The sequence below is a fragment of the Delftia sp. 11MD genome, assembly GCF_050907895.1.
Lineage (GTDB): Bacteria > Pseudomonadota > Gammaproteobacteria > Burkholderiales > Burkholderiaceae_C > Comamonas > Comamonas tsuruhatensis.
The window spans coordinates 3,784,124-3,805,492 of the sequence record NZ_CP194333.1 but is presented as its reverse complement, the minus strand read 5'-3'; the positions used below and the strand labels follow the sequence as shown (position 1 = coordinate 3,805,492).

At 66.6% G+C, this 21,369-nt stretch carries 23 protein-coding genes; 9 read left to right on the top strand and 14 right to left on the bottom strand.

The window, feature by feature from the left end; all coding sequences use genetic code 11:
- Positions 1 to 51: 51 nt before the first annotated feature.
- Positions 52 to 1,350 carry a D-amino acid dehydrogenase gene (locus ACRSCF_RS17190; protein WP_016448135.1) on the bottom strand — a complete coding sequence of 433 codons (1,299 nt, stop codon included), beginning with the start codon at positions 1,348 to 1,350 and terminating at the stop codon, positions 52 to 54.
- A 114-nt stretch (positions 1,351 to 1,464) separates the two neighbouring features.
- Between ACRSCF_RS17190 and ACRSCF_RS17185 the strand changes: the two genes are divergently transcribed.
- Positions 1,465 to 1,950 (top strand): winged helix-turn-helix transcriptional regulator, encoded by a 486-nt coding sequence (locus tag ACRSCF_RS17185; protein WP_034367238.1) that lies wholly within the window; start codon positions 1,465 to 1,467, stop codon positions 1,948 to 1,950.
- An 809-nt stretch (positions 1,951 to 2,759) separates the two neighbouring features.
- Positions 2,760 to 3,512 carry an IPTL-CTERM sorting domain-containing protein gene (locus ACRSCF_RS17180; protein WP_244386221.1) on the top strand — a complete coding sequence of 251 codons (753 nt, stop codon included), beginning with the start codon at positions 2,760 to 2,762 and terminating at the stop codon, positions 3,510 to 3,512.
- Positions 3,513 to 3,537: 25 nt separating this feature from the next.
- Here ACRSCF_RS17180 and ACRSCF_RS17175 read toward each other — a convergent pair whose 3' ends face one another.
- The 8 genes from ACRSCF_RS17175 to ACRSCF_RS17140 all read right to left on the bottom strand — a co-directional run bounded on the left by ACRSCF_RS17175 (position 3,538) and on the right by ACRSCF_RS17140 (position 10,814).
- Entirely contained in the window at positions 3,538 to 4,128 is a 591-nt protein-coding gene (locus tag ACRSCF_RS17175; protein WP_016448132.1) for an HD domain-containing protein, read from the bottom strand.
- Between the two features lie 46 nt (positions 4,129 to 4,174).
- A complete protein-coding gene (locus ACRSCF_RS17170; protein WP_244386219.1) occupies positions 4,175 to 5,035 on the bottom strand; it encodes a phosphodiesterase in 861 nt (286 codons plus the stop codon).
- Entirely contained in the window at positions 5,022 to 6,083 is a 1,062-nt protein-coding gene (locus ACRSCF_RS17165) for an ABC transporter ATP-binding protein (RefSeq protein WP_016448130.1), read from the bottom strand. Before ACRSCF_RS17165 ends, ACRSCF_RS17170 begins: the two co-directional genes overlap by 14 nt.
- Positions 6,073 to 6,840, bottom strand: a complete 768-nt coding sequence (locus ACRSCF_RS17160) for an ABC transporter permease (protein WP_034347925.1) — start codon at positions 6,838 to 6,840, stop codon at positions 6,073 to 6,075. Before ACRSCF_RS17160 ends, ACRSCF_RS17165 begins: the two co-directional genes overlap by 11 nt.
- Before the next feature lie 119 nt (positions 6,841 to 6,959).
- The gene (locus ACRSCF_RS17155) at positions 6,960 to 7,817 is read right to left on the bottom strand and encodes an ABC transporter permease (protein ID WP_244386217.1); all 858 of its coding nucleotides are present in this window, start codon (positions 7,815 to 7,817) and stop codon (positions 6,960 to 6,962) included.
- Positions 7,814 to 8,839, bottom strand: a complete 1,026-nt coding sequence (locus ACRSCF_RS17150; protein ID WP_017407209.1) for an ABC transporter substrate-binding protein — start codon at positions 8,837 to 8,839, stop codon at positions 7,814 to 7,816. Before ACRSCF_RS17150 ends, ACRSCF_RS17155 begins: the two co-directional genes overlap by 4 nt.
- A 79-nt stretch (positions 8,840 to 8,918) precedes the next feature.
- Positions 8,919 to 9,908 carry a LacI family DNA-binding transcriptional regulator gene (locus ACRSCF_RS17145; RefSeq protein WP_244386215.1) on the bottom strand — a complete coding sequence of 330 codons (990 nt, stop codon included), beginning with the start codon at positions 9,906 to 9,908 and terminating at the stop codon, positions 8,919 to 8,921.
- Positions 9,909 to 10,034: 126 nt separating this feature from the next.
- The gene (locus ACRSCF_RS17140) at positions 10,035 to 10,814 is read right to left on the bottom strand and encodes a nucleotidyltransferase domain-containing protein (protein ID WP_034367233.1); all 780 of its coding nucleotides are present in this window, start codon (positions 10,812 to 10,814) and stop codon (positions 10,035 to 10,037) included.
- A gap of 169 nt (positions 10,815 to 10,983) precedes the next feature.
- Here ACRSCF_RS17140 and ACRSCF_RS17135 point away from each other — a divergent pair, with 169 nt between their 5' ends.
- Both ACRSCF_RS17135 and infA read left to right on the top strand, forming a co-directional pair.
- Positions 10,984 to 12,372 carry a GntP family permease gene (locus ACRSCF_RS17135; protein WP_034367230.1) on the top strand — a complete coding sequence of 463 codons (1,389 nt, stop codon included), beginning with the start codon at positions 10,984 to 10,986 and terminating at the stop codon, positions 12,370 to 12,372.
- Between the two features lie 489 nt (positions 12,373 to 12,861).
- Entirely contained in the window at positions 12,862 to 13,128 is a 267-nt protein-coding gene (gene infA / locus ACRSCF_RS17130; protein WP_016448120.1) for a translation initiation factor IF-1, read from the top strand.
- 141 nt (positions 13,129 to 13,269) lie between these two features.
- Here infA and ACRSCF_RS17125 read toward each other — a convergent pair whose 3' ends face one another.
- The 4 genes from ACRSCF_RS17125 to ACRSCF_RS17110 all read right to left on the bottom strand — a co-directional run bounded on the left by ACRSCF_RS17125 (position 13,270) and on the right by ACRSCF_RS17110 (position 16,135).
- A complete protein-coding gene (locus tag ACRSCF_RS17125) occupies positions 13,270 to 13,569 on the bottom strand; it encodes a pentapeptide MXKDX repeat protein (RefSeq protein ID WP_034367227.1) in 300 nt (99 codons plus the stop codon).
- A gap of 104 nt (positions 13,570 to 13,673) precedes the next feature.
- Positions 13,674 to 14,465 (bottom strand): molybdopterin-dependent oxidoreductase, encoded by a 792-nt coding sequence (locus tag ACRSCF_RS17120; RefSeq protein ID WP_034367224.1) that lies wholly within the window; start codon positions 14,463 to 14,465, stop codon positions 13,674 to 13,676.
- Entirely contained in the window at positions 14,462 to 15,115 is a 654-nt protein-coding gene (locus tag ACRSCF_RS17115) for a cytochrome b/b6 domain-containing protein (protein ID WP_034367221.1), read from the bottom strand. Before ACRSCF_RS17115 ends, ACRSCF_RS17120 begins: the two co-directional genes overlap by 4 nt.
- A gap of 69 nt (positions 15,116 to 15,184) precedes the next feature.
- Positions 15,185 to 16,135, bottom strand: coding sequence for a LysR family transcriptional regulator (locus ACRSCF_RS17110; protein WP_432675067.1), 951 nt, complete (start codon positions 16,133 to 16,135; stop codon positions 15,185 to 15,187).
- A 114-nt stretch (positions 16,136 to 16,249) separates the two neighbouring features.
- Between ACRSCF_RS17110 and ACRSCF_RS17105 the strand changes: the two genes are divergently transcribed.
- From ACRSCF_RS17105 to ACRSCF_RS17095, 3 genes are all read left to right on the top strand, one after another.
- Positions 16,250 to 17,203, top strand: coding sequence for a hydroxymethylglutaryl-CoA lyase (locus tag ACRSCF_RS17105; RefSeq protein ID WP_034367218.1), 954 nt, complete (start codon positions 16,250 to 16,252; stop codon positions 17,201 to 17,203).
- A 29-nt stretch (positions 17,204 to 17,232) separates the two neighbouring features.
- Positions 17,233 to 18,378: a CaiB/BaiF CoA transferase family protein gene (locus tag ACRSCF_RS17100; RefSeq protein WP_341827216.1), complete on the top strand. Its 1,146-nt coding sequence runs from the start codon at positions 17,233 to 17,235 to the stop codon at positions 18,376 to 18,378.
- Between the two features lie 77 nt (positions 18,379 to 18,455).
- Positions 18,456 to 19,439, top strand: a complete 984-nt coding sequence (locus ACRSCF_RS17095; RefSeq protein ID WP_047472782.1) for a tripartite tricarboxylate transporter substrate binding protein — start codon at positions 18,456 to 18,458, stop codon at positions 19,437 to 19,439.
- A 43-nt stretch (positions 19,440 to 19,482) separates the two neighbouring features.
- Here ACRSCF_RS17095 and ACRSCF_RS17090 read toward each other — a convergent pair whose 3' ends face one another.
- Entirely contained in the window at positions 19,483 to 19,926 is a 444-nt protein-coding gene (locus tag ACRSCF_RS17090) for a hypothetical protein (protein ID WP_034367212.1), read from the bottom strand.
- 128 nt (positions 19,927 to 20,054) lie between these two features.
- Between ACRSCF_RS17090 and ACRSCF_RS17085 the strand changes: the two genes are divergently transcribed.
- Positions 20,055 to 20,354, top strand: coding sequence for a hypothetical protein (locus ACRSCF_RS17085; protein ID WP_016453656.1), 300 nt, complete (start codon positions 20,055 to 20,057; stop codon positions 20,352 to 20,354).
- 82 nt (positions 20,355 to 20,436) lie between these two features.
- Positions 20,437 to 21,360 (top strand): intradiol ring-cleavage dioxygenase, encoded by a 924-nt coding sequence (locus tag ACRSCF_RS17080; RefSeq protein WP_034367209.1) that lies wholly within the window; start codon positions 20,437 to 20,439, stop codon positions 21,358 to 21,360.
- The last annotated feature ends 9 nt before the right edge of the window (positions 21,361 to 21,369 follow it).

Genomic DNA, 21,369 nt, shown 5'->3' with positions numbered 1-21,369 from the left:
GTAACGCAGGGCCGGTGCAGGCTGGCCTCAGATGTTCAAGGTGTCTTGCGCTCAGGCAGAGACTGGCGTGGAGCTGCCCCCCAGGTGCCGGGCCGGCCGGTGCGTGTAGCGGTCCAGGGCCAGGCCGTCGGTGCTGATTTCGGGGCTGCGGCCGGTGATCAGGTCGGCGATCAGCCGGCCCGAGCCGCAGGCCATGGTCCAGCCCAGCGTGCCGTGGCCGGTGTTCAGGAACAGGTTGGAGTAGCGCGTGGCGCCGATGATGGGCGTGCCGTCCGGCGTCATGGGCCGCAGCCCGGTCCAGAAGCTGGCGCGCGCCACATCGCCGCCCGGGAACAGGTCGTTGACCACCAGCTCCAGCGTGGCGCGGCGGCGCGGGTCCAGGCGCAGGTCGAAGCCGCCCAGCTCGGCCATGCCGCCCACGCGGATGCGGTCGTCAAAACGGGTGACGGCAATCTTGTAGGTCTCGTCCAGCACGGTGGACTGCGGCGCCAGCGCCGGGTTGCCCAGCGGCACGGTGAGCGAATAGCCCTTGACGGGGTAGACGGGCAGGTCCAGCCCCAGCGGCTCCAGCGCCTGGCGCGAGTAGCTGCCGAAGGCCATCACGTAGCGGTCGGCGGTCAGCAGTTCGCCATTGACGCGCACGCCGGCAATGCGGCCGCCTTCGACCACCAGGCCATCCACGTTCTGGTTGAAGCGCAACTCCACGCCCAGGCCGGTGGCGATGCGGGCCAATTCATTGGTGAAGCGGTGGCAGTCGCCGGTCTCGTCCTTGGGCAGGCGCAGGCCGCCGGTCAGCCGGTCGCGCGCCTGGGCCAGCGCGGGTTCCACCTGGGCCAGCTGGTCGCGGTCCAGCAGTTCATAGGGCACGGCGCATTCGCGCAGCACGGCCACATCGCGCTCCACGGCGTCCAGCTGGGCCTGGGTGCGGAACAGCTGCAGCGTTCCGCCCGTGCGCTGCTCGTAGGCGATGCCGGTGTCGGCGCGCAACTGCTGCAGGCAGCTGCGGCTGTACTCGGCCACGCGCATCATGCGTTCCTTGTTGACGGCGTAGCGCTGGGCAGAGCAGTTGCGCAGCATCTGCGCCATCCAGCGCAGCTGGAACAGGCTGCCGTCCAGGCGCACGGCCAGCGGCGCGTGTTCCTGCAGCATCCACTTCAGGGCCTTGAGCGGAATGCCGGGCGCCGCCCAGGGCGTGGAGTAGCCGGGCGAGACCTGGCCCGCGTTGGCAAAGCTGGTTTCGGACGCGGGCGCATCCTGCCGGTCCAGCACCGTGACCTCGGCACCGGCCCGCGCCAGGTAGTACGCACTGGTCACGCCGATGACACCGCCGCCAAGAACAAGGACTTTCATGGGATTCACCGCCAGGTCAACAAGATGAAATCAAAGTCTATTGACGATGAGGCAGTGGAAACCACTGAAATATTGATAATCTCCAGTGATTGATCATCCCCGGGAAGCACCGCCATGGCCGCCAGAAGTGAAAACCGCGTGCTCGACCGCACCGACCGCAAGATCCTCGACATCCTGCAGCGCGACGGCCGCATCTCCATGACCGAGCTGGCCGAGCAGGTCAGCCTCTCGGCCACGCCCTGCTCGGAGCGCGTGCGCCGCCTGGAGCGCGATGGCGTGATCACCGGCTACTACGCCCATCTGTCGCCCGAGGCGCTGGGCAAGACGCTGCTGGTGTTCGTGGAGATCAAGCTGTCGTCCAAATCGGGCGAGGTCTTCGACAAGGTGCGCCAGGAACTGCTGCACGTGCCCGACGTGCTGGAGTGCTTCCTGGTCTCGGGCAGCTTCGACTACCTGGTCAAGGCCCGCCTGGGCGGCATGCGCGAGTACCGCCGCCTGCTGGGCGACATCCTCAAGAAACTGCCCGTGCCGGCCGAGTCGCACAGCTATGTGGTGATGGAAGAGGTCAAGGAGACGCTGGCGCTGCCTGTGGATCGGTGAGGGAGCCGTCCTCGGCGTTCCAGGGTCGGATCTACTGCCATTCCTTATTGTTATTTACTGTTTGAAACGTTTGTCACAATAGATTTGATTCAAATGGGGTATTGTGCGATCCCATCCAAATGGATATTGGACGGCAGATCGGTTGTTATGGAGTTCCGCATTCATCGGCGCTCTCCGTTGAAAAGTAGGCAGGACGACAACTTGGAGTTCCATTCCAATGGCGGTATTGCAAATATTTGTCATTGAATGGTGAATTTTTGGGATTGGTGATTTTTAAAGTTCAATGCCAGTGATAACTTGATAGCTCAAATCTATATATTGCTGGGAGTTCTATGAAAAATCACGCCCTCATGGCTGCCTTGATGGCCGGTGCAGCAATCTCGGCCTGCCCACCCGCCAGCGCGCAAGTGACGCGTTACTTCGGGGAGATGAGAACCTCCTACTCGGATTTCCAGGATCGCACGGCTTGTCCCCTGGGGCCTCACGGCTCATGCCAGGATTTTCCGAGGACCGCCCGCCTGGCCGGCTGGTTTGAAACGGCCGCACCCTTGCAGCCCGACCTGGACGAGAGCGAAATAAGGGCGCTGGTCACTTCCTATAGTTTCTCGGACGGATTGAACACCTACAGCAGTGCCGATCCGGATGTGCGCGCATTCATTTTCAGGGTTTCCACGGACAGTGGGTCCAATATCGTGAGAAACAGAATCCACCTTCAACGCTGGCTGACGGGAAACAATCCGCACCGCTCCATCAATGGCGTTGGCCCGGGTGGATCTCCCAATGATGTGGATATGCTGAGCCGGTTTGAAATGGCCACGGAACAGGTGGCGGCCGTGAACAACGCGATGTGCGCTTCCCTGTTTTCGGAAACATCCCAGCAGGTCAGCCATTCGGGTGAGAGCGACACCTGTCTGGGGACCTATGAGATGCCCGACAACGGCGTGTCCGTTGCGTGGACCGGGGCGCCCGTGCAAAACCAGAACGTCATGTCCTGGCACAGGGAGGCCGTGCATCCTGCCCTGTCGTTGACCCACAGCATCTCGCCCGCAGGCCAGGTGCAGGCGGGGCAGGAGGTGCGCTACACCATCACCGTCAGGAATACGGGGACCGTGGCCGCCACCCAGGCGCAGATTGCCGACAGCCTGCCTGCCGGCCTGGAGCGCGCCACCTGGACCTGTACGCCCGGCGCCAGCACGCCATGTCCCGTGGCGTCAGGCTCCGGATCGCTGGCGGTCACGGTGCCCGTGTTCGCGGCAGGAGACTCGCTGGTGTTCACCGTGATGGCCAGCGTGTCCAACCCGGCGCCCGCAACCATTACCAATGTGGCCACGGTGGATGCCGGGGACCCGTCGGTGCAGTGCATGCAAGCAGGGCAGGTCGTGGGAACGGTGCCGTGCATGGCTTCCGCGTCCATCAATACGGTGGCGGCTTTCCCCGGCGGTGGCCAGGTGACCCCCGTGCCGACGCTGCAGCACACAGCCCTTGTGGTCCTGAGCCTGCTGGCTGCAGCCATCGGATGGATGGGGCTGGGGCGGCGCCAGCGGGTCGGCGCGGGCCGCTGACGCGGCCACAGGGGCGCTGGCGCAGCTAGGTCGCGCTGGCGTCCTGCGCGGCGGCGCCCATTTTCTGGCGCGTGTCCTCGTCGAGCAGGCTGCGCACCTGGGCGAACAGAGGATCGGCGCCCGTGTACTTCCTGCCGTAGCCCAGGTTGAAGCCGTAGTCGAAATCCTGCGGATTGATCCCCTGGTTGTGCTGCAGGATGGTCTCCAGCTTGTCCAGGGCCTTGACGGCGCGGGCCTCGGGGGTGGCGGCGTCTTCGTACTCCTGCCACAGGGCCATGATGGCGTCGCGGTGCCCGGGCTGCAGCGAGCGGGTCAGGTGCAGCAGGTCGGCCTTTTCCTGCGCGCTCTTGTCGGGGTGCTGGTTCTTTTCCACAGCGGGGATGTCGCCGTGGATGGCCTCGCCCAGGTCGTGGATCACGCACAGCTTGAGCAGCTTGAGCATGTCCAGCTGTGCGAACTGGTCCTCGAAAGCGATGGCCATCAGGCACAGGCGCCAGCTGTGCTCGGCCGTGCTTTCGGTGCGGCCGGTGGAGGTGTGGGCGCTGCGCAGCACGCTCTTGAGCTTTTCCGCCTCGCGCAGGAAGTCCAGGCGGCCCTTGATGTTGTTGATATCCATGGCGGATATTCTCGTCGGCTTTCACCAGGGCCGCGCGCGTCCGAGCTCAGTCGATCAGCCGCCCCTGCGCATCCCAGAACGGGTGCGGTCCGTCAAACTGGCCGCTGGCCACGGCATGGCTGACCAGCCGGCCGCCGGGCGGCAGGGCGTGCAGCATGAAGCCGGGCGGCTCCAGCGTCCAGGCCGATGCGGCGTCGGGCGCCAGGTCCAGGCAGACCTGGTGGGCGGGCGCAGGCGAGGTCATGGCCACCGTGCCGCCAAAGGCGACCTGGATGCTGCGGTGCAGGTGGCCGCAGATGACGCGCTGCACGTTGGGGTGGCGGCGCACCAGGTCTTCCAGCGCCTGTGCACCCTGCAGCAGGCCGATCTTGTCCATGTGGCCTATCAGGGTCTCGAAGGGCGGGTGGTGCATGGCGATCACCACGGAGCGGCCCTCGCTGGCGGCCAGTTGCAGCTCCAGCCATTGCAGGCGCTCCTCGCACAGCGCGCCCTCGCTGTGGCCGGGCACCACGGTGTCCAGCGCGATCAGCCGCAGATCGCCGATGTCCACGGCGTACTGGATGAAGCCTTCGCTGCGCAGCCAGGGATGCTCGGGAAAGGCGGTGCGCAGCGCGTCGCGGTCATCGTGGTTGCCGGGCAGCAGGTAGACGGGAAGCGTGCCCAGCGGTGCCAGCAGGCTGCGCAGGTGGGCGTATTCGGCAGGCCGGCCGAAGTCGGTCAGGTCGCCGGTGATCACCAGGGCGTGCGGCTGCTGGGGCAGGGCCAGCACGCTTTGCACCGTGCGCTCCAGGTATTGGGCGGTATCGATGCGGCGGTAGGTCAGGCGGCCGGGTTCGCGGATGTGCAGGTCGGTGAGCTGGGCCAGGAAGGTGGTCATGGAGGGGCGCAGGGTTTCAGGCGTGGGCATGGTTGGGCATCCATTGGTGGGGGGCGATGCGCAAGGCCACGCGGTCGCCCGATTGCGCGGCGTGGTCGCGGGCCACGTCGGCCATCAGCGGCGTGTGGCCCGCCAGCTCCAGCGTGAGCTGCAGGCGGTCGCCCAGGAAGACGCGGCGCGCCACCGATGCGGGCACGGCGCCCGGCGTGCCGGCGGCGCAGACCTCGATGTCTTCAGGACGCAGCAGCAGCCGGGCCGCGCCCGTGCATTCGGCCGGGCAGGCCAGCTCCATGCCGGCCAGCGCCAGCCGGTTGCTGCGCGCATCGTCTTCGCTGCGTTCGACCTGGTTCACGCGCCCCAGGAAGGTGGCGACAAAGGGATGGGCCGGGCGGCGGTACAGGCTCTCACCGTCGCCCACCTGCAGGATGCGGCCTGCCTGCATCACGGCCATGCGGTCGGCAATGGCCATGGCCTCCTGCTGGTCGTGCGTGACGTGGACGGCGGTGATGCGCAGCTGGCGCAGCAGCTGGGCCAGCTCGTCGCGCAGGGTTTCCTTGAGCTTGGCGTCCAGCGCGGTCAGCGGCTCGTCCAGCAGCAGCACGCGCGGCCGCGATGCCACGGCGCGGGCCAGGGCCACGCGCTGGCGCTGGCCGCCGGACAGTTCGGCCGGGCGCTTGTGCTCCAGGCCGTTCAGGCGCACCAAGTCCACCAGTTCGCCCACCACGCGGCGCTGCTCCTGCTCGGACACGCCGCGTATGCGCAGGCCGTAGGCTATGTTGGCCTGCACGCTCATCTGCGGGAACAGCGCGTAGTGCTGGAACACCATGCCCACCTGGCGCTTTTCTATGGGCACGCGGGTGACGTCGGTGTCGCCGAAGGCGATGCGGCTGCCCGCATCCGGCGTCTCCAGCCCCGCGATGATGCGCAGCAGCGTGGTCTTGCCGCAGCCCGAGGGTCCGAGCAGGGCCAGCACCTCGCCGGGCTCCACGCGCAGGTCGGTGGCCTGCAGGCCGCGCGTTCCGTCGGCATAGGTCTTAGCGCACTGCCGGATGTCGATGGCGACGCTGTTACTTTCCATAATGCTTCTCGATGAAATGCCCCAGCGCCTGCAGCAGCCACATCACGGGCAGGATGACGATGAGGAAGATGAGGGTGTAGGCCGAGCCCACCTCGATGCGCATGGACGCATAGCTGTCGGCCAGGCCCACGGGCAGGGTGCGCGTCAGCGGCGTGTGCAGCATCCAGGTCAGGTTGAACTCGCCCATGGACAGGGTGAACACCATCAGGCAGGCAGCCACGATGGCAGGCAGCACGGCAGGCACCAGCACGCCCAGGAAGCGCTGCGCGAACGAGGCGCCCAGGCTGCGCGCAGCCTCCTCCAGCGCCACCAGCTCCTGGCGGCGCAGTGCCGAGCCCACCATGCGCACCATGAAGGGCAGGGTGAACACCACATGGCCCACCAGGATGAAGGCAAAGCTCTGGCGGAAGGCGGCCACGCTGCCATAGGCCAGCAGCAGGGCCAGGGCGCTGGCCAGGCCCGGAATGGCCACGGGCAGGGTCAGCAGCTCCTCGAAATGCCGGGCCCAGGGCGAGCGGCTGCGCGCCAGCGCATAGGCGCAGGGCACGCCCAGCACCAAGGTCATGGCCACGCAGGCGCAGGCCAGCAGCAGCGACATCAGCACGGTATTGCCGTAGCCGGCCCAGACCTCGGCCAGCCAGCGCGTGGTCAATCCGCTGGACAGGCCCTGGCCGTAGTTCTGCACCAGCCCGGCCAGCACCGACAGCAGCATGGGCGCCAGCATGAACACGGTGACGGTGGCCGTCACCAGCCACATCAGCGGCGGCATTTTTGGCCGCCGGGCCGCCCCAAGGCAAAAAGCGGCCCCTTCGGGTGGCAGCGGACCTTGCGCTGCAAGGGCAGCGTGGGGGCTATTTTTTTGTGTAGTCCGCATGGTCAGACTCCTGTGGCGGCCGGACCCGCCCAGCGCCGCGACAGCCACAGCACCAGCCAGGTGATCAGCCCCAGGCTGATCGACAGGCTGGCGGCCAGGGCGAAGTTGGCGTAGTTGGTGAACTCGTTGTAGATGGTGATGGGCAGCACCTCGAACTTGCTCGACAGGGTGAAGGCCGTGCCGAAGGCGCCGACCGAGGTGGCGAACACGATGGCGCCGCAGGCCAGCGTGGTGGGCAGCAGCTGCGGCCACCACACATCGCGCGCCACGCGCCAGCCGTTGCCGCCCAGCGAGCGCGCGGCCTCCTCCAGGTGCGGGTCCAGCGCCTCGGCCGCTGCCGTGTAGGAGGCAATGGCGCGCGGCAGCGAGAAGTACAGGTAGCCCAGGAACAGGCCCAGCAGCCCGTAGGCGAAGGTGATCCGCTCGCTGCCCAGGGCCACCGACAGGTCGGCCAGCGCGCCCTGGCGCCCGCCCAGCAGGATGATGAAAAAGCCGATGATCACGCCCGGAAACGACAGCGGCAGCGTCAGCAGCGACAGCAGCAGGCCGCGCCCCGTGAAGCGGTGGCGCGCCAGCGCAATGCCCATCACCGCGCCGATCAGCAGCGTGGCCAGGGTCACGGCCAGCGACAGGGCCAGCGTCTGCAGCAGGCTTTGCAGGTACAGCGCGTCGGTCAGGGTGGCGAAATAGGTGCGCCAGCCTTCACGCGCCGGCAGCGCCAGCAGCAGGCCGGCCGGCAGCAGCCAGAACGCCGCGAAGAAGGCCACGGCCGGCGCGCTGCAGGCCAGCAGCAGCGCGCGGGCGCGCCAGTCGCCTGGCGCTTGGGAGGAAATGCCCACGATGCAGTCCGCCTGGCTCAACGCACTTCACGCAGGTAGCGCGTGGAGAAGCCCTTTTGCACATCCGCCATCTTCTGGTAGTCCACCGAGGTGGCGCGTGCGTACTCGCTGGCGGGCAGGAAATGGCCGGCCACCTCCTTGGGCAGGGCCACGTCGCGCACCGGGCGCAGGTAGGCGTTGGCCCAGATGGACTGGCCCTTGTCGGACAGCACATAGTCCAGCACCTTCTTGCCGTTGTCCGTGTGCGGCGCCTTGTTCACCAGGCTCATCACATAGGGCATGACCACGGTGCCTTCCTTGGGGATCACGAAGTCCACGTCGGCCTTGTCTTTGTAGCGGGCGCGGTAGGCGTTGAAGTCGTAGTCCAGCAGGATGCCGATCTCGCCCGACAGCAGGCGTGCATACGAGGTCTGCTTGGGCACGATGGGCTCGTTCTTCTGCAGCTTCTTGAAGTAGTCGATGGCGGGCTGGAAGTTGTCCAGCGTGCCGCCCATGGCCTGGTTCACGGCCACGGCGCCCACATAGCCCACGAAGGCCGAGGCCGGGTCCAGGTAGCCCACCAGGCCTTTGTATTCGGGCTTGAGCAGGTCTGCCCAGGACTGCGGCACGGGCTTGCCGCCCAGCGCCGCCTTGTTGACCATGAAGCCCAGCGTGCCCGAATGGATGGTCACCCACTCGCCCTTGGGGTCCTTGAGGCCGGCGGGAACCTGGTCCCAGTGGGCGGGCTTGTAGGCGGCGACCACGCCGTCTTTCTGCGCCTGGATGGCGAAGGTCACGCCCAGGTAGGTCACATCGGCCACGGGGCTGGCCTTCTCGGCCACCAGCTGGGCCAGCGACTGGCCGGAGTTCTTGTTGTCGGGCGGCACGGTGATGCCGGTATCGGCCTTGATGGCCTTGATCTGCGTGCCCCAGTCGGCCCATTCGGGCGGGCAGTTGTAGCAGATGGCGCTCTGGGCCAGCGCCGTGCCGCAGACGGCGGTGGTGGCGGCCAGCAGGGCAAGGCGCTTGAAGGAGAGCTTGAAGGGGAGGGCAGTCAGTTTCATGGTGCGTACTCGAAGAGGTGGGGGAGCGTGGGGAAGGGAAGGGCGCGGCCTTGGCTTGCGCGGGCCGCTGTTGTTGGTTTCAGAGCCGGCAGGACTCGCCGCTGCGCCAGCCATGCGGCAGGCACAGGCTGTCCTGCGCGGCCAGGGTTTTCTTGCCCGCCAGCGCACCGCACAGCAGGCGCACGCAGGCCGAGCCGATCTCGTGGTTGGGCTGGGAAATCGAGGCCAGCGAAGGCGTGAGATCGCCGGCCATGGCAATCCCGTCAAAGCCGACCACGCTCAGGTCCGCAGGCACGGAGAACCCGGCCAGCGATGCCGCGCGGATGGTGCGTATCGCCAGCAGATCGTTGCTGCAGACAATGGCCGTGGGCGGCGCCTGCTCGCTCAGGTGCTGCTGCAGCATCTGCACGGCGGTGGCGGCAAAGGGCACCTCCCAGACCGGCAGCGGCGACAGGCCTGCGGCCTGCATGCCCAGCGCATAGCCACGGCAGCGCTGCTGGGCGCGGTCGGACGCCTGCAACTGGCCCGTGACCATGCCGATGCGGCTGTGGCCTGCCGCAGCCAGGCGCAGCACCAGCTCCCTGACGGCGCCCGTGTTGTCCACGCCCACGCAGGCATGCTCATGGGTGTGGTGATAGGCCAGCACATAGGGCTTGCCGGCCTGGCGCACACGCGCCAGCGCCGCCGAATCGCCAGGGTTGGAGACCACCAGCACCAGCGCATCCACCCCGCTGGCCAGCAGCCGCGTGGTGGCCGCGTCTTCACCGGCGTGGTCGTATTCGGTGGTGCAAGGCGAAATCGCGTAGCCGCGCAGCGCCGCCTGCGAGGCAATGCCCTGCAGGCACTCGGCAAACACCGGATTGGTGAGCGTGGGCAGCACCACGCCCAGCACCTTGCTGCTGCGCGTGCGCAGCGTGCGGGCGCTGGCATTGGCCACATAGCCCACTTCCTGCGCCACACGCAGCACCGTGCTGCGCGTTTGCGCATTGACCACCTCCGGCGAATTGAAAACCCGCGAAACAGTGGCGACGGACAGGCCCGCGCGGCGTGCAACCTCGGTGATGCTCATGGATGTAAACGATTTCTTGAAAACGTTTACATTGCACCCGCTGCGCGTGACGGTGCGGTGACGGAGATTTGAAGCTTTTGTGGCAGCCAAGCGTTTGGCGGCTTGGGCCCTGGCGTTGCCCGGTACCTAGACTGCCGTAGATGCAGCCCGCTGGCGCCGAATCCAGCTGATGAAGGCCGAAAGCTCTGCGTTGAAACGAGCTCTGGGTGCCTCGGGCGTCCTTGCCTGCGCCAGAAAGAAAGCCATGGACTGCGCCATTTCCGGATGGAGCTGCGCAAAGCAATCGGCGAACTCCTCCAGCGTGCGCGGCCAGAAGCCCCCTGAGCAGGGGCGCAGCACATTGGTGGCCCGGATCAGCTTGCGTGCGGCTTCGCGTTGCAGGCGCAGGGCCTTCATGTCGTCCCGGGTTGCAGCAATGCGCTGCAGGTAGTCGCTCAGCACCTGCACGTAGTCGCCATTGACGGCCTGTGCAATCGCCCTGGACGGCTCGAACGCCTCAAACTGCTGCGCCAGGTCTTCTCCATGGATGCAGCGGCACTCATGCTTGAGCCAGTAGCCCCAGCTGTAGAGATGGGCCGGGTCCAGCACCTCTTGCAGAGTGCTCAGGTCGAAATCGATCTTCACGACTTCTTTGTGACGTAGTTGCAGGTCCTGGCGCGATTGTTCCAACCGGGCGCTCTCCTGCCTGGAGAGGGGGCGGGCCAGCACGATCGTCAGGTCCAGGTCCGAGAAGCCCGCCCTCGCGCAGCCGCGCGCCACGCTGCCATACAGGTAGAGGCTGTCCAGCGCCTCGCCGAGGGCGCTGGCGATGGCTGCGCGCGCATCTGCCACCAAATCCACAAATTCCGGCTGGATGGGGGCTCTGACAAAGACTTCGAGAGTGCCAGCGGAGCCGAGGTTGTTCATTGGTCTTGCAGTAGTGGAACGGGAGGCACGGCTCTGAGCCAGTCTCCTGCGAACAAGCCTGGAGCCTACAGGCCCCCTTCAGGGTCAGGCATAGGATTTGCAGCGATTGGAAACCGCATGCATCCCAGCGTGCGGGCGTCCATCATAAAAACACAACTCCAAGCCTCCTATGTCTTCATTCGATACCCAACTGCTGCTCATCGCGCTGGCCAGCGTGCTGGTCCTGGTCGCGCTGATCGTCTCGCGCATCCGTCTTCATCCCCTGCTGGCGCTGCTGGTGGTTTCCATCGGCGTGGGCTTTGCCACCGGCATGGCGCCGGGCGAGATCGTCAAGAACCTAACCAACGGGGCCGGCAAGACGCTGGGCGCGGTGGGCGTGGTGATTGCCCTGGGCGCGATGCTGGGCAAGATCCTGGCGGACTCCGGCACCACCGAGCGGCTGGCCGGTGCCATCCTGCAGCGCACGTCCGAGCGCATGATTCCCTGGGCCATGACCCTGGTGGCCTTCGTGATCGGCATTCCCATGTTCTTCGAGGTGGGGCTGGTGGTCATGCTGCCGCTGATCTTCAGCGTGGCGCGCAAGCTGGAAAGCAATGAGCGCTTCAAGGGATCGGCCTATGTCTATGTGGGCGTGCCCGTGATCGCCGCGCTGGCCGCCATGCACGGCATGGTGCCGCCGCACCCGGGCCCGCTCACCGCCATTGCCACGCTGCACACCACGGTCGGCCCGACCATGCTGTACGGCTTTCTGGCCGTGATTCCCGCCATGGTGCTGTGTGGCCCGCTGTACGGCGCCTTCATCACGCCGCGCATGAGTACGCGCCCCGATGCAGCCCTGCTGGAGCAGTTCACATCAGGCAAGAAGGAAGGCGGGGAGGGCAGTGCGCCCAGCATCGGCATGGGCGTGCTGTGCGCCTTGCTGCCCGCGCTGCTGATGCTGGTGCATGCGCTGGCCGAGGTGCTGCTGCCCAAGGATTCGGGCCTGCTGCATGCGGCGGCCTTCCTGGGCAATCCGCTGGTGGCCATGCTGCTGGGCGTGGTGTTTGCCTCCATCACCCTGGGCTATCTGCGCGGCGCCGATGCAGAGAAGCTGCGCGACGCGCTGGGCCAGAGCCTCAAGCCCATCGCCGGCATCATGCTCATCATTGCGGGCGGCGGTGCCTTCCAGCAGATCCTGACCAGCGCCAAGGTGGGCGATGCCATCGTCCACATGACCCAGCAGTTCGCCCTGCCTCCGCTGGTGCTGGGGTGGATGATCGCCATGCTGCTGTCGGTGTCCACCGGCTCGGCCACCGTGGGCATCGTGGGCGCGGCGGGCCTGCTGGCGCCGCTGGCGGCCTCCGATCCTTCGCTGAACGTGCCGCTGCTGGCGCTGGCCATCGGCTGCGGTTCGCTGTTCTTCAACTATGCCAACCACGCGGGCTTCTGGATGGTGAAGGAGTCCTTCGGCATGAGCATGGGCGAGGCCACCAAGACCATTACCGTGGTGCAGTCCATAGTGTCCTTTGTGGGCCTGCTGATGGTGCTGCTGTTCAACCTGCTGCCCAAGCTGGGATAGGTGAAAGGCATGAGGCGGGCCGACGGCGGCCGCTTCGATGCCGCGGCAACCACCAAGAGAGGGCACTTCTTCCGGTTCGACTGCGAGTTGCCCCAGTCGCGGCAGGGAAAATGCCGCCCCGTACAGGTGCGGTACCCGGCGCCGCTTCAACGCGGGTCCGGCAATTGACCTATACTGCTGGAGGTGCTGTCCTTGTTGTTCGCCTCCTCAGTGCCCGTCTGACATTCTTGCAGTCCCCGGACTGCCGTTGGCCGCCCACTGTGACGAAGTCCGCAACTGTCACTCCCATCGGCGAGCACCACGCGGGTCCAACACCCTTCCCCGGGCCCGCACTCTCCCTGCCACCTGCAGGGGCCTCTTTCCCTTTTTTCCGATGATCCGCTGCCTGTGTGCGGCGGTCATCCTGCGCTGGCCCAAGGCCGCAGCATGGTGCTGCACCGGCAACTTGCGGCGACGCACCCCTTTCAACATGTACTCACAGGAGTCCCATTGGCTAAAGAAGAACTGATCGAAATGCAAGGCCGGGTAGACGAAGTGCTGCCTGATTCCCGCTTCCGCGTAACGCTGGAAAACGGCCACCAGCTCATCGCCTATACCGGCGGAAAAATGCGCAAGCACCGCATCCGCGTGCTGGCCGGCGACAAGGTCACGCTCGAGATGTCGCCCTATGACCTGAACAAGGGCCGCCTCACGTTCCGTCATATTGAGCAACGCTCCGGCGGCGCCCCGGGCCAGCGCCCACCCCAGCGCCGCTGAGGTCTGCCAGCCCGCTCTTGCCTCGGAGCGGGCATGGGGGGTGCACAGAAAGGACCCGGCTTTGCGCCTGGTCCCATGGCCGGCAGCCCCGCCAGCCCGGCCGCCCGGGCGGCATCGGCCGGGACAGGCGAGTTCCCCGGCTTACTTGGACATTCCGTCCTTGCCCATGGAGTCCTTCTTCATTGCGTCCTTGGACATGCCATCCTTGTGCATGCCGTCCTTGTGCATGGAGTCCTTCTTCATTCCATCCTTGGACATGGAATCCTTCTTCATCCCGTCCTTGGACATGGAGTCCTTCTTCATCCCATCCTTGGACATGGAATCCTTGGTCATTGCGCCCTTGGACATGCCGTCCTTGGACATCTCATCCGCAGCGAATGCCGAGGTGGCGCCGGCCAAGGCGAGGCAGGCGGCGAGCACGGTGGTGATGAACTTGGTCATTTGAGTCTTCCTTTGGATTAGCGGTTTGCAGGTTGCACAAGTGGCCGGCCTTGCATGGCCCGGCCTCGCACCTTCGTTGGCAGCACAGCGGCTTGTGAGGCCGCTCAGCTGCCTCCGAACCAGTTGTAGCCCTGGTCTTCCCAGTAGCCGCCGGAGTAGGTGTTGGTGACGAACATGGCCTGGACGTGCTTCGGGTTCTTGTAGCCCAGCTTGGTGGGCATGCGAAGCTTCATCGGGAAGCCATATTTGGGCGGCAGGGGCTGCCCGTCGTAAGTCAATGCCATCAGCGTCTGCGGATGCAGGGCCGTGGCCATGTCGATGCTGGTGAAGTAGTCGTCCACGCACTTGAAGCCGACGTACTTGGCGCTGGTGTCGGCGCCTATATGGCGCAGGAAATCGGCGAAACGCACGCCGCCCCAGCGGCCTATGGCGCTCCAGCCCTCCACGCAGATATGGCGCGTGATCTGTTCTTCCTGCGGCATGGCGCGCAGCTCGGCCAGGCTCCAGGCATGGCGGTCGGCGACCATGCCGGTCACCTCCAGGCGCCAGCTGGCCTCGTCCACCTCGCGCACCTCGTCCTCGCCGTAGTAGGCATTGAAGGGGAAGGGGCGCGTGATCTCGGCTGCTGAATAGGTGGGCGCCAGCCGCGTGGGGCTGAACAGCAGGCCCTGCACGCGATCGTTGAAGCGCGATACCTGATTGAGCGCGGCCTCGACGTGGCTGTCATCGCTGATGCTGCAGCCCGTGAGCAGGGACAGGCCGCCCAGCGTCAGCGAGCGTTGCAAAAAGGCGCGGCGTGCGGGCTGGTCCAGCTTGCGGGCGATCAGCGAGCGTGCCTCGTGCACCACGGCCGCGCCATCGACGCCGGGCAGGGAAGGGGCTTTGAAGATTTTCATGGTGACTTGGGCGCACGGCCGTGGATCATGGTCAGGAAGGTCCGGGGCACCAGGGCGACCATTGCCAGGTGCACCACCACAAAGGCGACCAGCGCAGCCATGCCGAAGAAGTGCACGCGCCGTGCGGATTCATAGCCGCCCAGCAACTCGCGCAGCAGCGGAAACTGCACCGACTTCCACAGCACCAGGCCCGACAGCACGATCACCACCAGGTCCAGCACCACGAACAGGTAGGCCAGCTTTTGCACATGGTTGTAGCGGGCCGGGTCGGCGTGCGAGAGCCGGCCCTTGAGGGCGGCCAACAGGTCCTGGCGCACGCCCTGCACCGTGATGGGAAAGAACTTGCGCAGCCACCGGCCGCTGGCGATGTTGAGCAGCAGGTACAGCAGCCCGTTGAACACCAGCAGCCACATGGCCGCGAAGTGCCATTGCAGCGCCCCGCCCAGCCAGCCGCCCAGCGTGATCGAGCCCGGAAAGGTGAAATCAAAGAACGGCGCCGCGTTGTAGATGCGCCAGCCGCTGGTCACCAGGATGACCACGGCCAGCGCATTAAGCCAATGCGTCAGGCGCAGCCACAGCGGGTGGATGCGCTGGCCATCATGGGGCTGTGCCGGTTGAGGGGTGATGAGGGCGGTGTTCATGGGTCCCATTGTTGGAGGGACCCTGTAGCGGATGTATCACGCAAACTTCAATTAATCGTGATAACTCCCAAGGCCGGCTCAGCCCGCCTGCGCGCACCCGGCCAGATAGTCCACCAGCGTGCGCGCCGCAGGCGATAGCCGGCTGCCGTCCCTGAAGCAGATGGCGAACTGGCGCCGCGCCCAGGCATCGGTGAGCGGCACCATGTGCACACCCTGCACACCCTGCACACCCTGCACACCCTGCACGCCCTGCACGCCCTGACCGGAGCCCGCCATGCCCAGGATCTCCCTGGGCATGATGGCCACGCCCAGGCCGGCGCGCACGCAGCGGATCGTGGCGTCGAAGGAGCTGACCACGGCGCGGTAATTGAGGGGCCGGCCGATGATGGCCGCCGCCCGCGCCAGCATGGTGTAGACGGCCGTGGAGGCGGGCAGGCCCACATGCTCGCAATCCAGCGTTTCGCTGAAGCTGCAGCTGTCGCGCAAGGCCAGCGGGTGGCCGGCCGGCACGGCCACGGCCAGGGTGTCGCAGCGGTAGGGCAGGGTCTGCAGGCCCTCCAGATCGGCCGCGTTCCAGCACACGCCCACCAGGGCCAGGCCTTCGCGGATGGATCGGATGATTTCGCTGCTGGTCAGCTCCTCGATGTCCACGCGGATCTGCGCGTGCTCGGGCTTTTGCAGAAAGGCCGCAATGTCATCGGGCAGCGACTCGGCAATCGATGAGACCGAGGCCAGTATCCGCACCTGCCCCTTCACGCCATGCTGGTAGGCCGCCATGTCGCGGGCCGCGCGGTCGGCGCTGGCCAGCATGGCGCGTGCATGCTCCAGCAGCATCAGCCCGGCTGCGGTGGGCACCACGCCCCGGCGGTGGCGCTCCAGCAGCGGGGCCTGCACCTGCTCTTCCAGCAGCGCCATGCGCTTGCTGATGGCCGATGAGCCGATGTGCTGCTGCTCGCCCGCGCGGGCGATGTTGCCCAGGTCGCAGGCCGCGACAAAGAGCCGCAGGGTGGTCAGGTCCAGGTCTTTCATGGCGGTTATGGATTTCCATTTGGGAAACTCTGAGCCGAAAAATTATCGCTTCTGCACGCTGGTGGGAATGTCTAAAGTGCCATTCAAGACAAACCACCCTACGCGAACCTTCCCATGCCAGAACCCATCCGTGCCCTGCAGTCCGCCGTCATCCGCGAGGTCGGCCTGCGCGATGGCCTGCAAAGCATCCAGACCGTGCTGTCCACCGAGCGCAAGAAGGAATGGATACGCGACGCCTACGCTGCCGGCCAGCGCGAGATCGAAGTCGGCTCCTTTGTCCCCGCACGCCTGCTGCCGCAACTGGCCGACACGGGCGAGCTGGTGGCCTATGCCCGAACGCTGCCGGGCCTGTTCGTCTCCGTGCTGGTGCCCAATCTGCGCGGAGCCGAAAGCGCCCTTGCCAGCGGGGCCGACCTGATGCTGGTGCCGCTGTCGGCCAGCCATGCCCACAGCCTGGCCAACCTGCGCAAGACGCCCGATGAGGTCGTGGCCGAGGTGGCCCGCATGCGTGCCGCACGCGATGCCGCAGGTTCGAAGATGCTGATCGAAGGCGGCATTGGCACGGCCTTCGGCTGCACGCTGCAGGGCCGGGTGGAGCCGGCCGAGGTGCTGCGCTGCATGCAGGCCTTGCTGGACGCGGGGGCCGACCGCGTCAGCATGGCCGACACCGTGGGCCATGGCGGGCCGGGCCAGGTGCAATCGCTGTTCGAGCAGGCGCGGCGCATTGCGGGCGAACGCTTTTGGTGCGGCCACTTCCACGACACGCGCGGCCTGGCGCTGGCCAATGTGCATGCGGCCCTGCAGACCGGCGTCACGCGCTTCGACGCCACGCTGGCCGGCATCGGCGGATGCCCCCATGCGCCCGGCGCCAGCGGCAATGCCTCCACCGAAGACCTGGCCTTCATGCTGGACACCATGGACATCGACACGGGCCTGGACATCGAGGCCCTGCTGCGCCTGCGCGCCAAGGTGGCCGCCTGGCTGGACGGCGAAAGCCTGCATGGCGCGCTGTGGCGCGCGGGCCTGCCGCGCAGCGTCAAAGCCGACGCAGCCCCTGCCGCTGAATGAACCCCTTACCTTCCCACGAGCACACCTGTATGGCCACCGAACCCCTGCTGCCGCTGTCCGGCATCCGCATCATCGAATTCACCCACATGGTCATGGGCCCCACCTGCGGCATGATCCTGGCCGACCTGGGCGCCGAAGTCATCAAGGTCGAGCCGCCGGGCGGCGACAAAACGCGCACGCTGCCCGGCCTGGGCATTGGCTTTTTCCGCAGCTTCAACCGCAACAAGAAAAGCGTGGTGCTGGACATCACCACCGAAGCGGGCCGCGCCACCGCTGCCGAGCTGGCCGCTGGCAGCGATGTGGTGCTGGAGAACTTCCGCCCCGGCCTCATGCAGTCCCTGGGCCTGGACTACGCCACGCTGTCGCAGCGCGCGCCCGGTCTCATCTACGTCAGCCACAAGGGCTTTCTGCCCGGCCCCTACGAAAAGCGCCTGGCGCTGGACGAGGTGGTGCAGATGATGGGCGGCCTGTCGTACATGACCGGCCCTGTGGGCCGGCCGCTGCGCGCGGGCACCAGCGTCAACGACATCATGGGCGGCATGTTCGGCGCCATCGGCGTGCTCGCGGCCCTGCGCGAGCGTGAGCGCACCGGGCGCGGCCAGGAGGTGCAAAGCGCGCTTTTCGAGAACTGCGTCTTCCTGTCCTCCCAGCACATGCAGCAGTACCTGATGACGGGAGAGGCACCGCCGCCCATGCCCTCGCGCGTGTCGGCCTGGAGCGTCTACGACGTGTTCACCCTGGCCGGTGGCGAGCAACTGTTCATCGGCGCCGTCAGCGACAAGCAGTTCGCCACCCTGTGCCGCGTGCTGGACCGCGCCGACCTGCTGCAGCGCCCCGAATACGCCGACAACGCCGCCCGCGTGGCCGTGCGCCCCCAACTGCTGGCCGAGCTGGGCGCCATCCTGGCCGGCCATGAATCGGCCCGGCTTGCGCCGCAGCTGGAGGCCGCAGGCATTCCCTACGCGCCCATCACGCGGCCCGAGCAACTGGTGGACGACCCGCACCTGCGCCAAAGCGGCGGCCTGGCTTCCATGCAGACCGAAGACGGCGGCCAGACCGACGTGGTGCTGCTGCCCCTGCTCATGAACGGCCACCGTCCCGGCGTGCGCATGCCGCTGGCCGGGATTGGCGAGCACACCGAAGAAATCCTCGGAGCCCTTGCATCACGGACCTGACAGCCATCCCCGGGCGCCGAAGGCCGCAGAAAAACCACCCCGGCGCGCATGAGACAACACAAAAAGGAGACAACCCCATGCACTCGTCCCATCCCTTCCGCCGCCGCACCCTGCTGGCCCTGGCCGGCGCATCGCTGGGGGCCGCTGCCCTGGGCGTGCGCGCCCAAAATGGCACGCCGCTGCGCGTCATCCTGCCCGTGGGGGCAGGCTCGGGCGCCGACACCATCGTGCGCTCGGCCCAGACTGCGCTGGTGCGCTCGCTGGGCGGCCAGCCCGTGGTCATGGAGAACCTGCCGGGCGCGGGCGGCATCACGGGAACGCAGGCCCTGGTCAAGGCGCCGGCCGATGGCAACACCATCGCCTTCATCTCCAACAACCACGCCGTCAACCCCAGCGTCTTCAAGAAGCTGCCCTACGACAGCCTGGCCGACATCACGCCGCTGTCCATCGTCGGCGGTTCGCCCTTCGTGCTGGTCGTCCACCCCAAGGTGGCGGCGCGCAATGCGCGCGAACTGCAGGCGCTCATGAAGGCGCGGCCCGGCGACCTCAACTACGCCTCGTCCGGCAACGGCACCATCTTCCACCTCGCGGCCGAAGTCTTTCTGGACGCCGCCGGCGCCACGGCACGCCACATTCCCTACAAGGGCGTGGGCCAGATGGTGGTGGACCTGCTCAGCGGGCAGGTGGACTTCGGCGTGATCGCCGTGGGCACTGCGCAGGCGCACCTCAAATCCGGCGCGCTGCGTGCCATCGGCATCATGGGCCGCGAGCGCGTGGCATCGCTGCCCGATGTGCCCACCGTAGCCGAGCAGGGCTTTCCCGGCGTGGACATCGCCGGCTGGGTGGCCGCCATCGGCCCCAAGGGCATGCCGCCCGCCCAGGTGCGGCGCCTGCACGACGGCATCGCCTCTGCCTTTGCCGACCCCGAGGTCAAGGCCGGCTTTGCACGGCGCGACGAATACACCGTGCTCAACAGCCCCGAGGCGGCAGCCCAGTTCCTGCGCTCCGAGCAGGAACGCTTTGCGCGCCTGGTCAAGAAGGCCAATGTCGTGTTGGAATAAAAACTCGGCCCTCTGACTCCTAAGGACAATGCTGGGGCTGTGATCAGCGGGGCGGAGTGGGTGCTGTTGCCGCTGGATCTGCAGCCGGTTGGCCGGACGACATCACCGCCTCCAGCCCGCTTCTAGGGAAGACCGGGCTGTAGTTCACCTGGATCTCGGAGAGCCTGTCATTCACCCGCGTCGCCATGAAATAGCGCGGCATGTCGAATCCCACTTTCATCACCAGGCCGCGAAGTTCGGAGAGGGCGCCGACCTTCACATCGGGATCGACCAGCACGGCAATGCGAACCGTACTTTTGGCATCGTGGGCAGCGGTCAGCTTCCTGGAGAGTGTGTTTCTCAACTGAGCCGGACTGACCCGCTGGCCATCCAGACTGTACGGGCGATCATTGCCGCTTGCCGCATGCATTTCGATCACGGTCAGATCTGCAGCAAGAGCGGGTGGGCCGAGCAGGGCGGCCAGCAGCAGGAATCTTGTTGGTTTCATGGTTCTGTTGTGCGATGCAGAGCTTGTTGACCCACTCGCTCTGTGAGCTTGTACCAGCTCGTCCCCACTTCTCCCAATTTCCCCCCAGATTGGTCGCAAGAATTCCTGTGCAACTCCAGGAAAAGACCATGATTGATTTCTCGCAAACCAACGCTTCACGCATTCGCCCGGCACTGGTGCTGGCGCTGGCGGCCTTCGCGGCGGCCTGCAGCCATGCGCAGGGCCACGGGGGGCACGGCAATCCGCCGTCGCCGCCGCCCGAGGCCTATACGGCCTGCCAGGGCAAGGCCGAGGGCGACAGCGTGACGCTGACCATGCCCGATGGCAAGACGCTGGCCGGCACCTGCCGCAGCCTGAACGGGCAGCTGGTGGCCATGCCGGCCGGCGGGCCCGGCGCAGGCGGGCCGCCGCCCCATCCGCAGCAGTGATCGCGTGGCCCGGCGGGCCACGCCGCCGGGCTGTCTGCAACCCCACGGGCCTGCGCACAGGCCCTCATGAAAAGCCATCCCCATGAACCACTCTCAAGATGCCCATGATCTTGCCCACGACCTGGGCCTTCAGCACGATCTGCAAGTCATGGCGCGCCGCCTGTCCGAGCGCCGCCGCCTGTTGGGCCTGATGGCTGCCGGTGGCGCTGCCGCGCTCTTGTCCGCCTGCGGTGGCGGCGGAGGTGATTCCGGTGATTCGACAGGGACCGGCACAGGAACCGGGACAGGAACGGGCACCGACACGGGAACGGGCACAGGTACGGGTACTGGAACCACGACCGGCACCTGCATGGTCGATCCCACGGAAACCGAAGGCCCTTACCCCGCCGACGGCTCCAACGGCTCGCGCGGCAGTTTGGTCAACGTGCTGTCGCAAAGCGGCGTGGTGCGCAGCGACCTGCGCAGCAGCTTTGGCGGCATGAGCGGCACGGCTGCGGGCCTGCCGCTGACGCTCAGGATCACCCTGGTCAACGTCAGCACCAACTGCAGCCCGCTGGAAGGCTATGCCATCTACCTGTGGCATTGCACCCGCGAGGGCGAGTATTCGCTGTACTCCACCGACCTGCTCAACCAGAACTTCCTGCGCGGCGTGCAGGCGACGGACAGCAATGGCGAATGCACCTTTGTGACCATCTTCCCGGGCTGCTATGACGGGCGTTGGCCGCACATGCACTTCGAGGTGTTCCGCAGCCTCAACACGGCCGGCAGCTACACCAACAAGCTGCTGACCTCGCAGATGGCCATGCCCAAGGACATCGCCAGCGCCGTCTATGCCGGTGTCAGCGGCTACAGCGCCAGCGTCTCCAACCTGTCGCGGGTCAGCGTGACATCGGACAATGTCTTCGGCGACAACACCAGCGAGCAGATCGCCTGGCAGACGCCCACCTTCACCGGAGACACCACCAATGGCCACACCGCCACGATATCCATCGGCATTGCCGTCTGACGCAGCAAC

Coding starts and splice junctions, on each gene's coding strand:
- ACRSCF_RS17190 (WP_016448135.1), bottom strand. CDS start 1,350: ATGAAAGTCCTTGTTCTTGGCGGCGGTGTCATCGGCGTGACCAGTGCG.
- ACRSCF_RS17185 (WP_034367238.1), top strand. CDS start 1,465: ATGGCCGCCAGAAGTGAAAACCGCGTGCTCGACCGCACCGACCGCAAG.
- ACRSCF_RS17180 (WP_244386221.1), top strand. CDS start 2,760: ATGGCCACGGAACAGGTGGCGGCCGTGAACAACGCGATGTGCGCTTCC.
- ACRSCF_RS17175 (WP_016448132.1), bottom strand. CDS start 4,128: ATGGATATCAACAACATCAAGGGCCGCCTGGACTTCCTGCGCGAGGCG.
- ACRSCF_RS17170 (WP_244386219.1), bottom strand. CDS start 5,035: ATGCCCACGCCTGAAACCCTGCGCCCCTCCATGACCACCTTCCTGGCC.
- ACRSCF_RS17165 (WP_016448130.1), bottom strand. CDS start 6,083: ATGGAAAGTAACAGCGTCGCCATCGACATCCGGCAGTGCGCTAAGACC.
- ACRSCF_RS17160 (WP_034347925.1), bottom strand. CDS start 6,840: ATGTGGCTGGTGACGGCCACCGTCACCGTGTTCATGCTGGCGCCCATG.
- ACRSCF_RS17150 (WP_017407209.1), bottom strand. CDS start 8,839: ATGAAACTGACTGCCCTCCCCTTCAAGCTCTCCTTCAAGCGCCTTGCC.
- ACRSCF_RS17145 (WP_244386215.1), bottom strand. CDS start 9,908: ATGAGCATCACCGAGGTTGCACGCCGCGCGGGCCTGTCCGTCGCCACT.
- ACRSCF_RS17140 (WP_034367233.1), bottom strand. CDS start 10,814: ATGAACAACCTCGGCTCCGCTGGCACTCTCGAAGTCTTTGTCAGAGCC.
- ACRSCF_RS17135 (WP_034367230.1), top strand. CDS start 10,984: ATGTCTTCATTCGATACCCAACTGCTGCTCATCGCGCTGGCCAGCGTG.
- ACRSCF_RS17125 (WP_034367227.1), bottom strand. CDS start 13,569: ATGACCAAGTTCATCACCACCGTGCTCGCCGCCTGCCTCGCCTTGGCC.
- ACRSCF_RS17120 (WP_034367224.1), bottom strand. CDS start 14,465: ATGAAAATCTTCAAAGCCCCTTCCCTGCCCGGCGTCGATGGCGCGGCC.
- ACRSCF_RS17115 (WP_034367221.1), bottom strand. CDS start 15,115: ATGGGACCCATGAACACCGCCCTCATCACCCCTCAACCGGCACAGCCC.
- ACRSCF_RS17110 (WP_432675067.1), bottom strand. CDS start 16,135: ATGAAAGACCTGGACCTGACCACCCTGCGGCTCTTTGTCGCGGCCTGC.
- ACRSCF_RS17105 (WP_034367218.1), top strand. CDS start 16,250: ATGCCAGAACCCATCCGTGCCCTGCAGTCCGCCGTCATCCGCGAGGTC.
- ACRSCF_RS17100 (WP_341827216.1), top strand. CDS start 17,233: ATGGCCACCGAACCCCTGCTGCCGCTGTCCGGCATCCGCATCATCGAA.
- ACRSCF_RS17095 (WP_047472782.1), top strand. CDS start 18,456: ATGCACTCGTCCCATCCCTTCCGCCGCCGCACCCTGCTGGCCCTGGCC.
- ACRSCF_RS17090 (WP_034367212.1), bottom strand. CDS start 19,926: ATGAAACCAACAAGATTCCTGCTGCTGGCCGCCCTGCTCGGCCCACCC.
- ACRSCF_RS17085 (WP_016453656.1), top strand. CDS start 20,055: ATGATTGATTTCTCGCAAACCAACGCTTCACGCATTCGCCCGGCACTG.
- ACRSCF_RS17080 (WP_034367209.1), top strand. CDS start 20,437: ATGAACCACTCTCAAGATGCCCATGATCTTGCCCACGACCTGGGCCTT.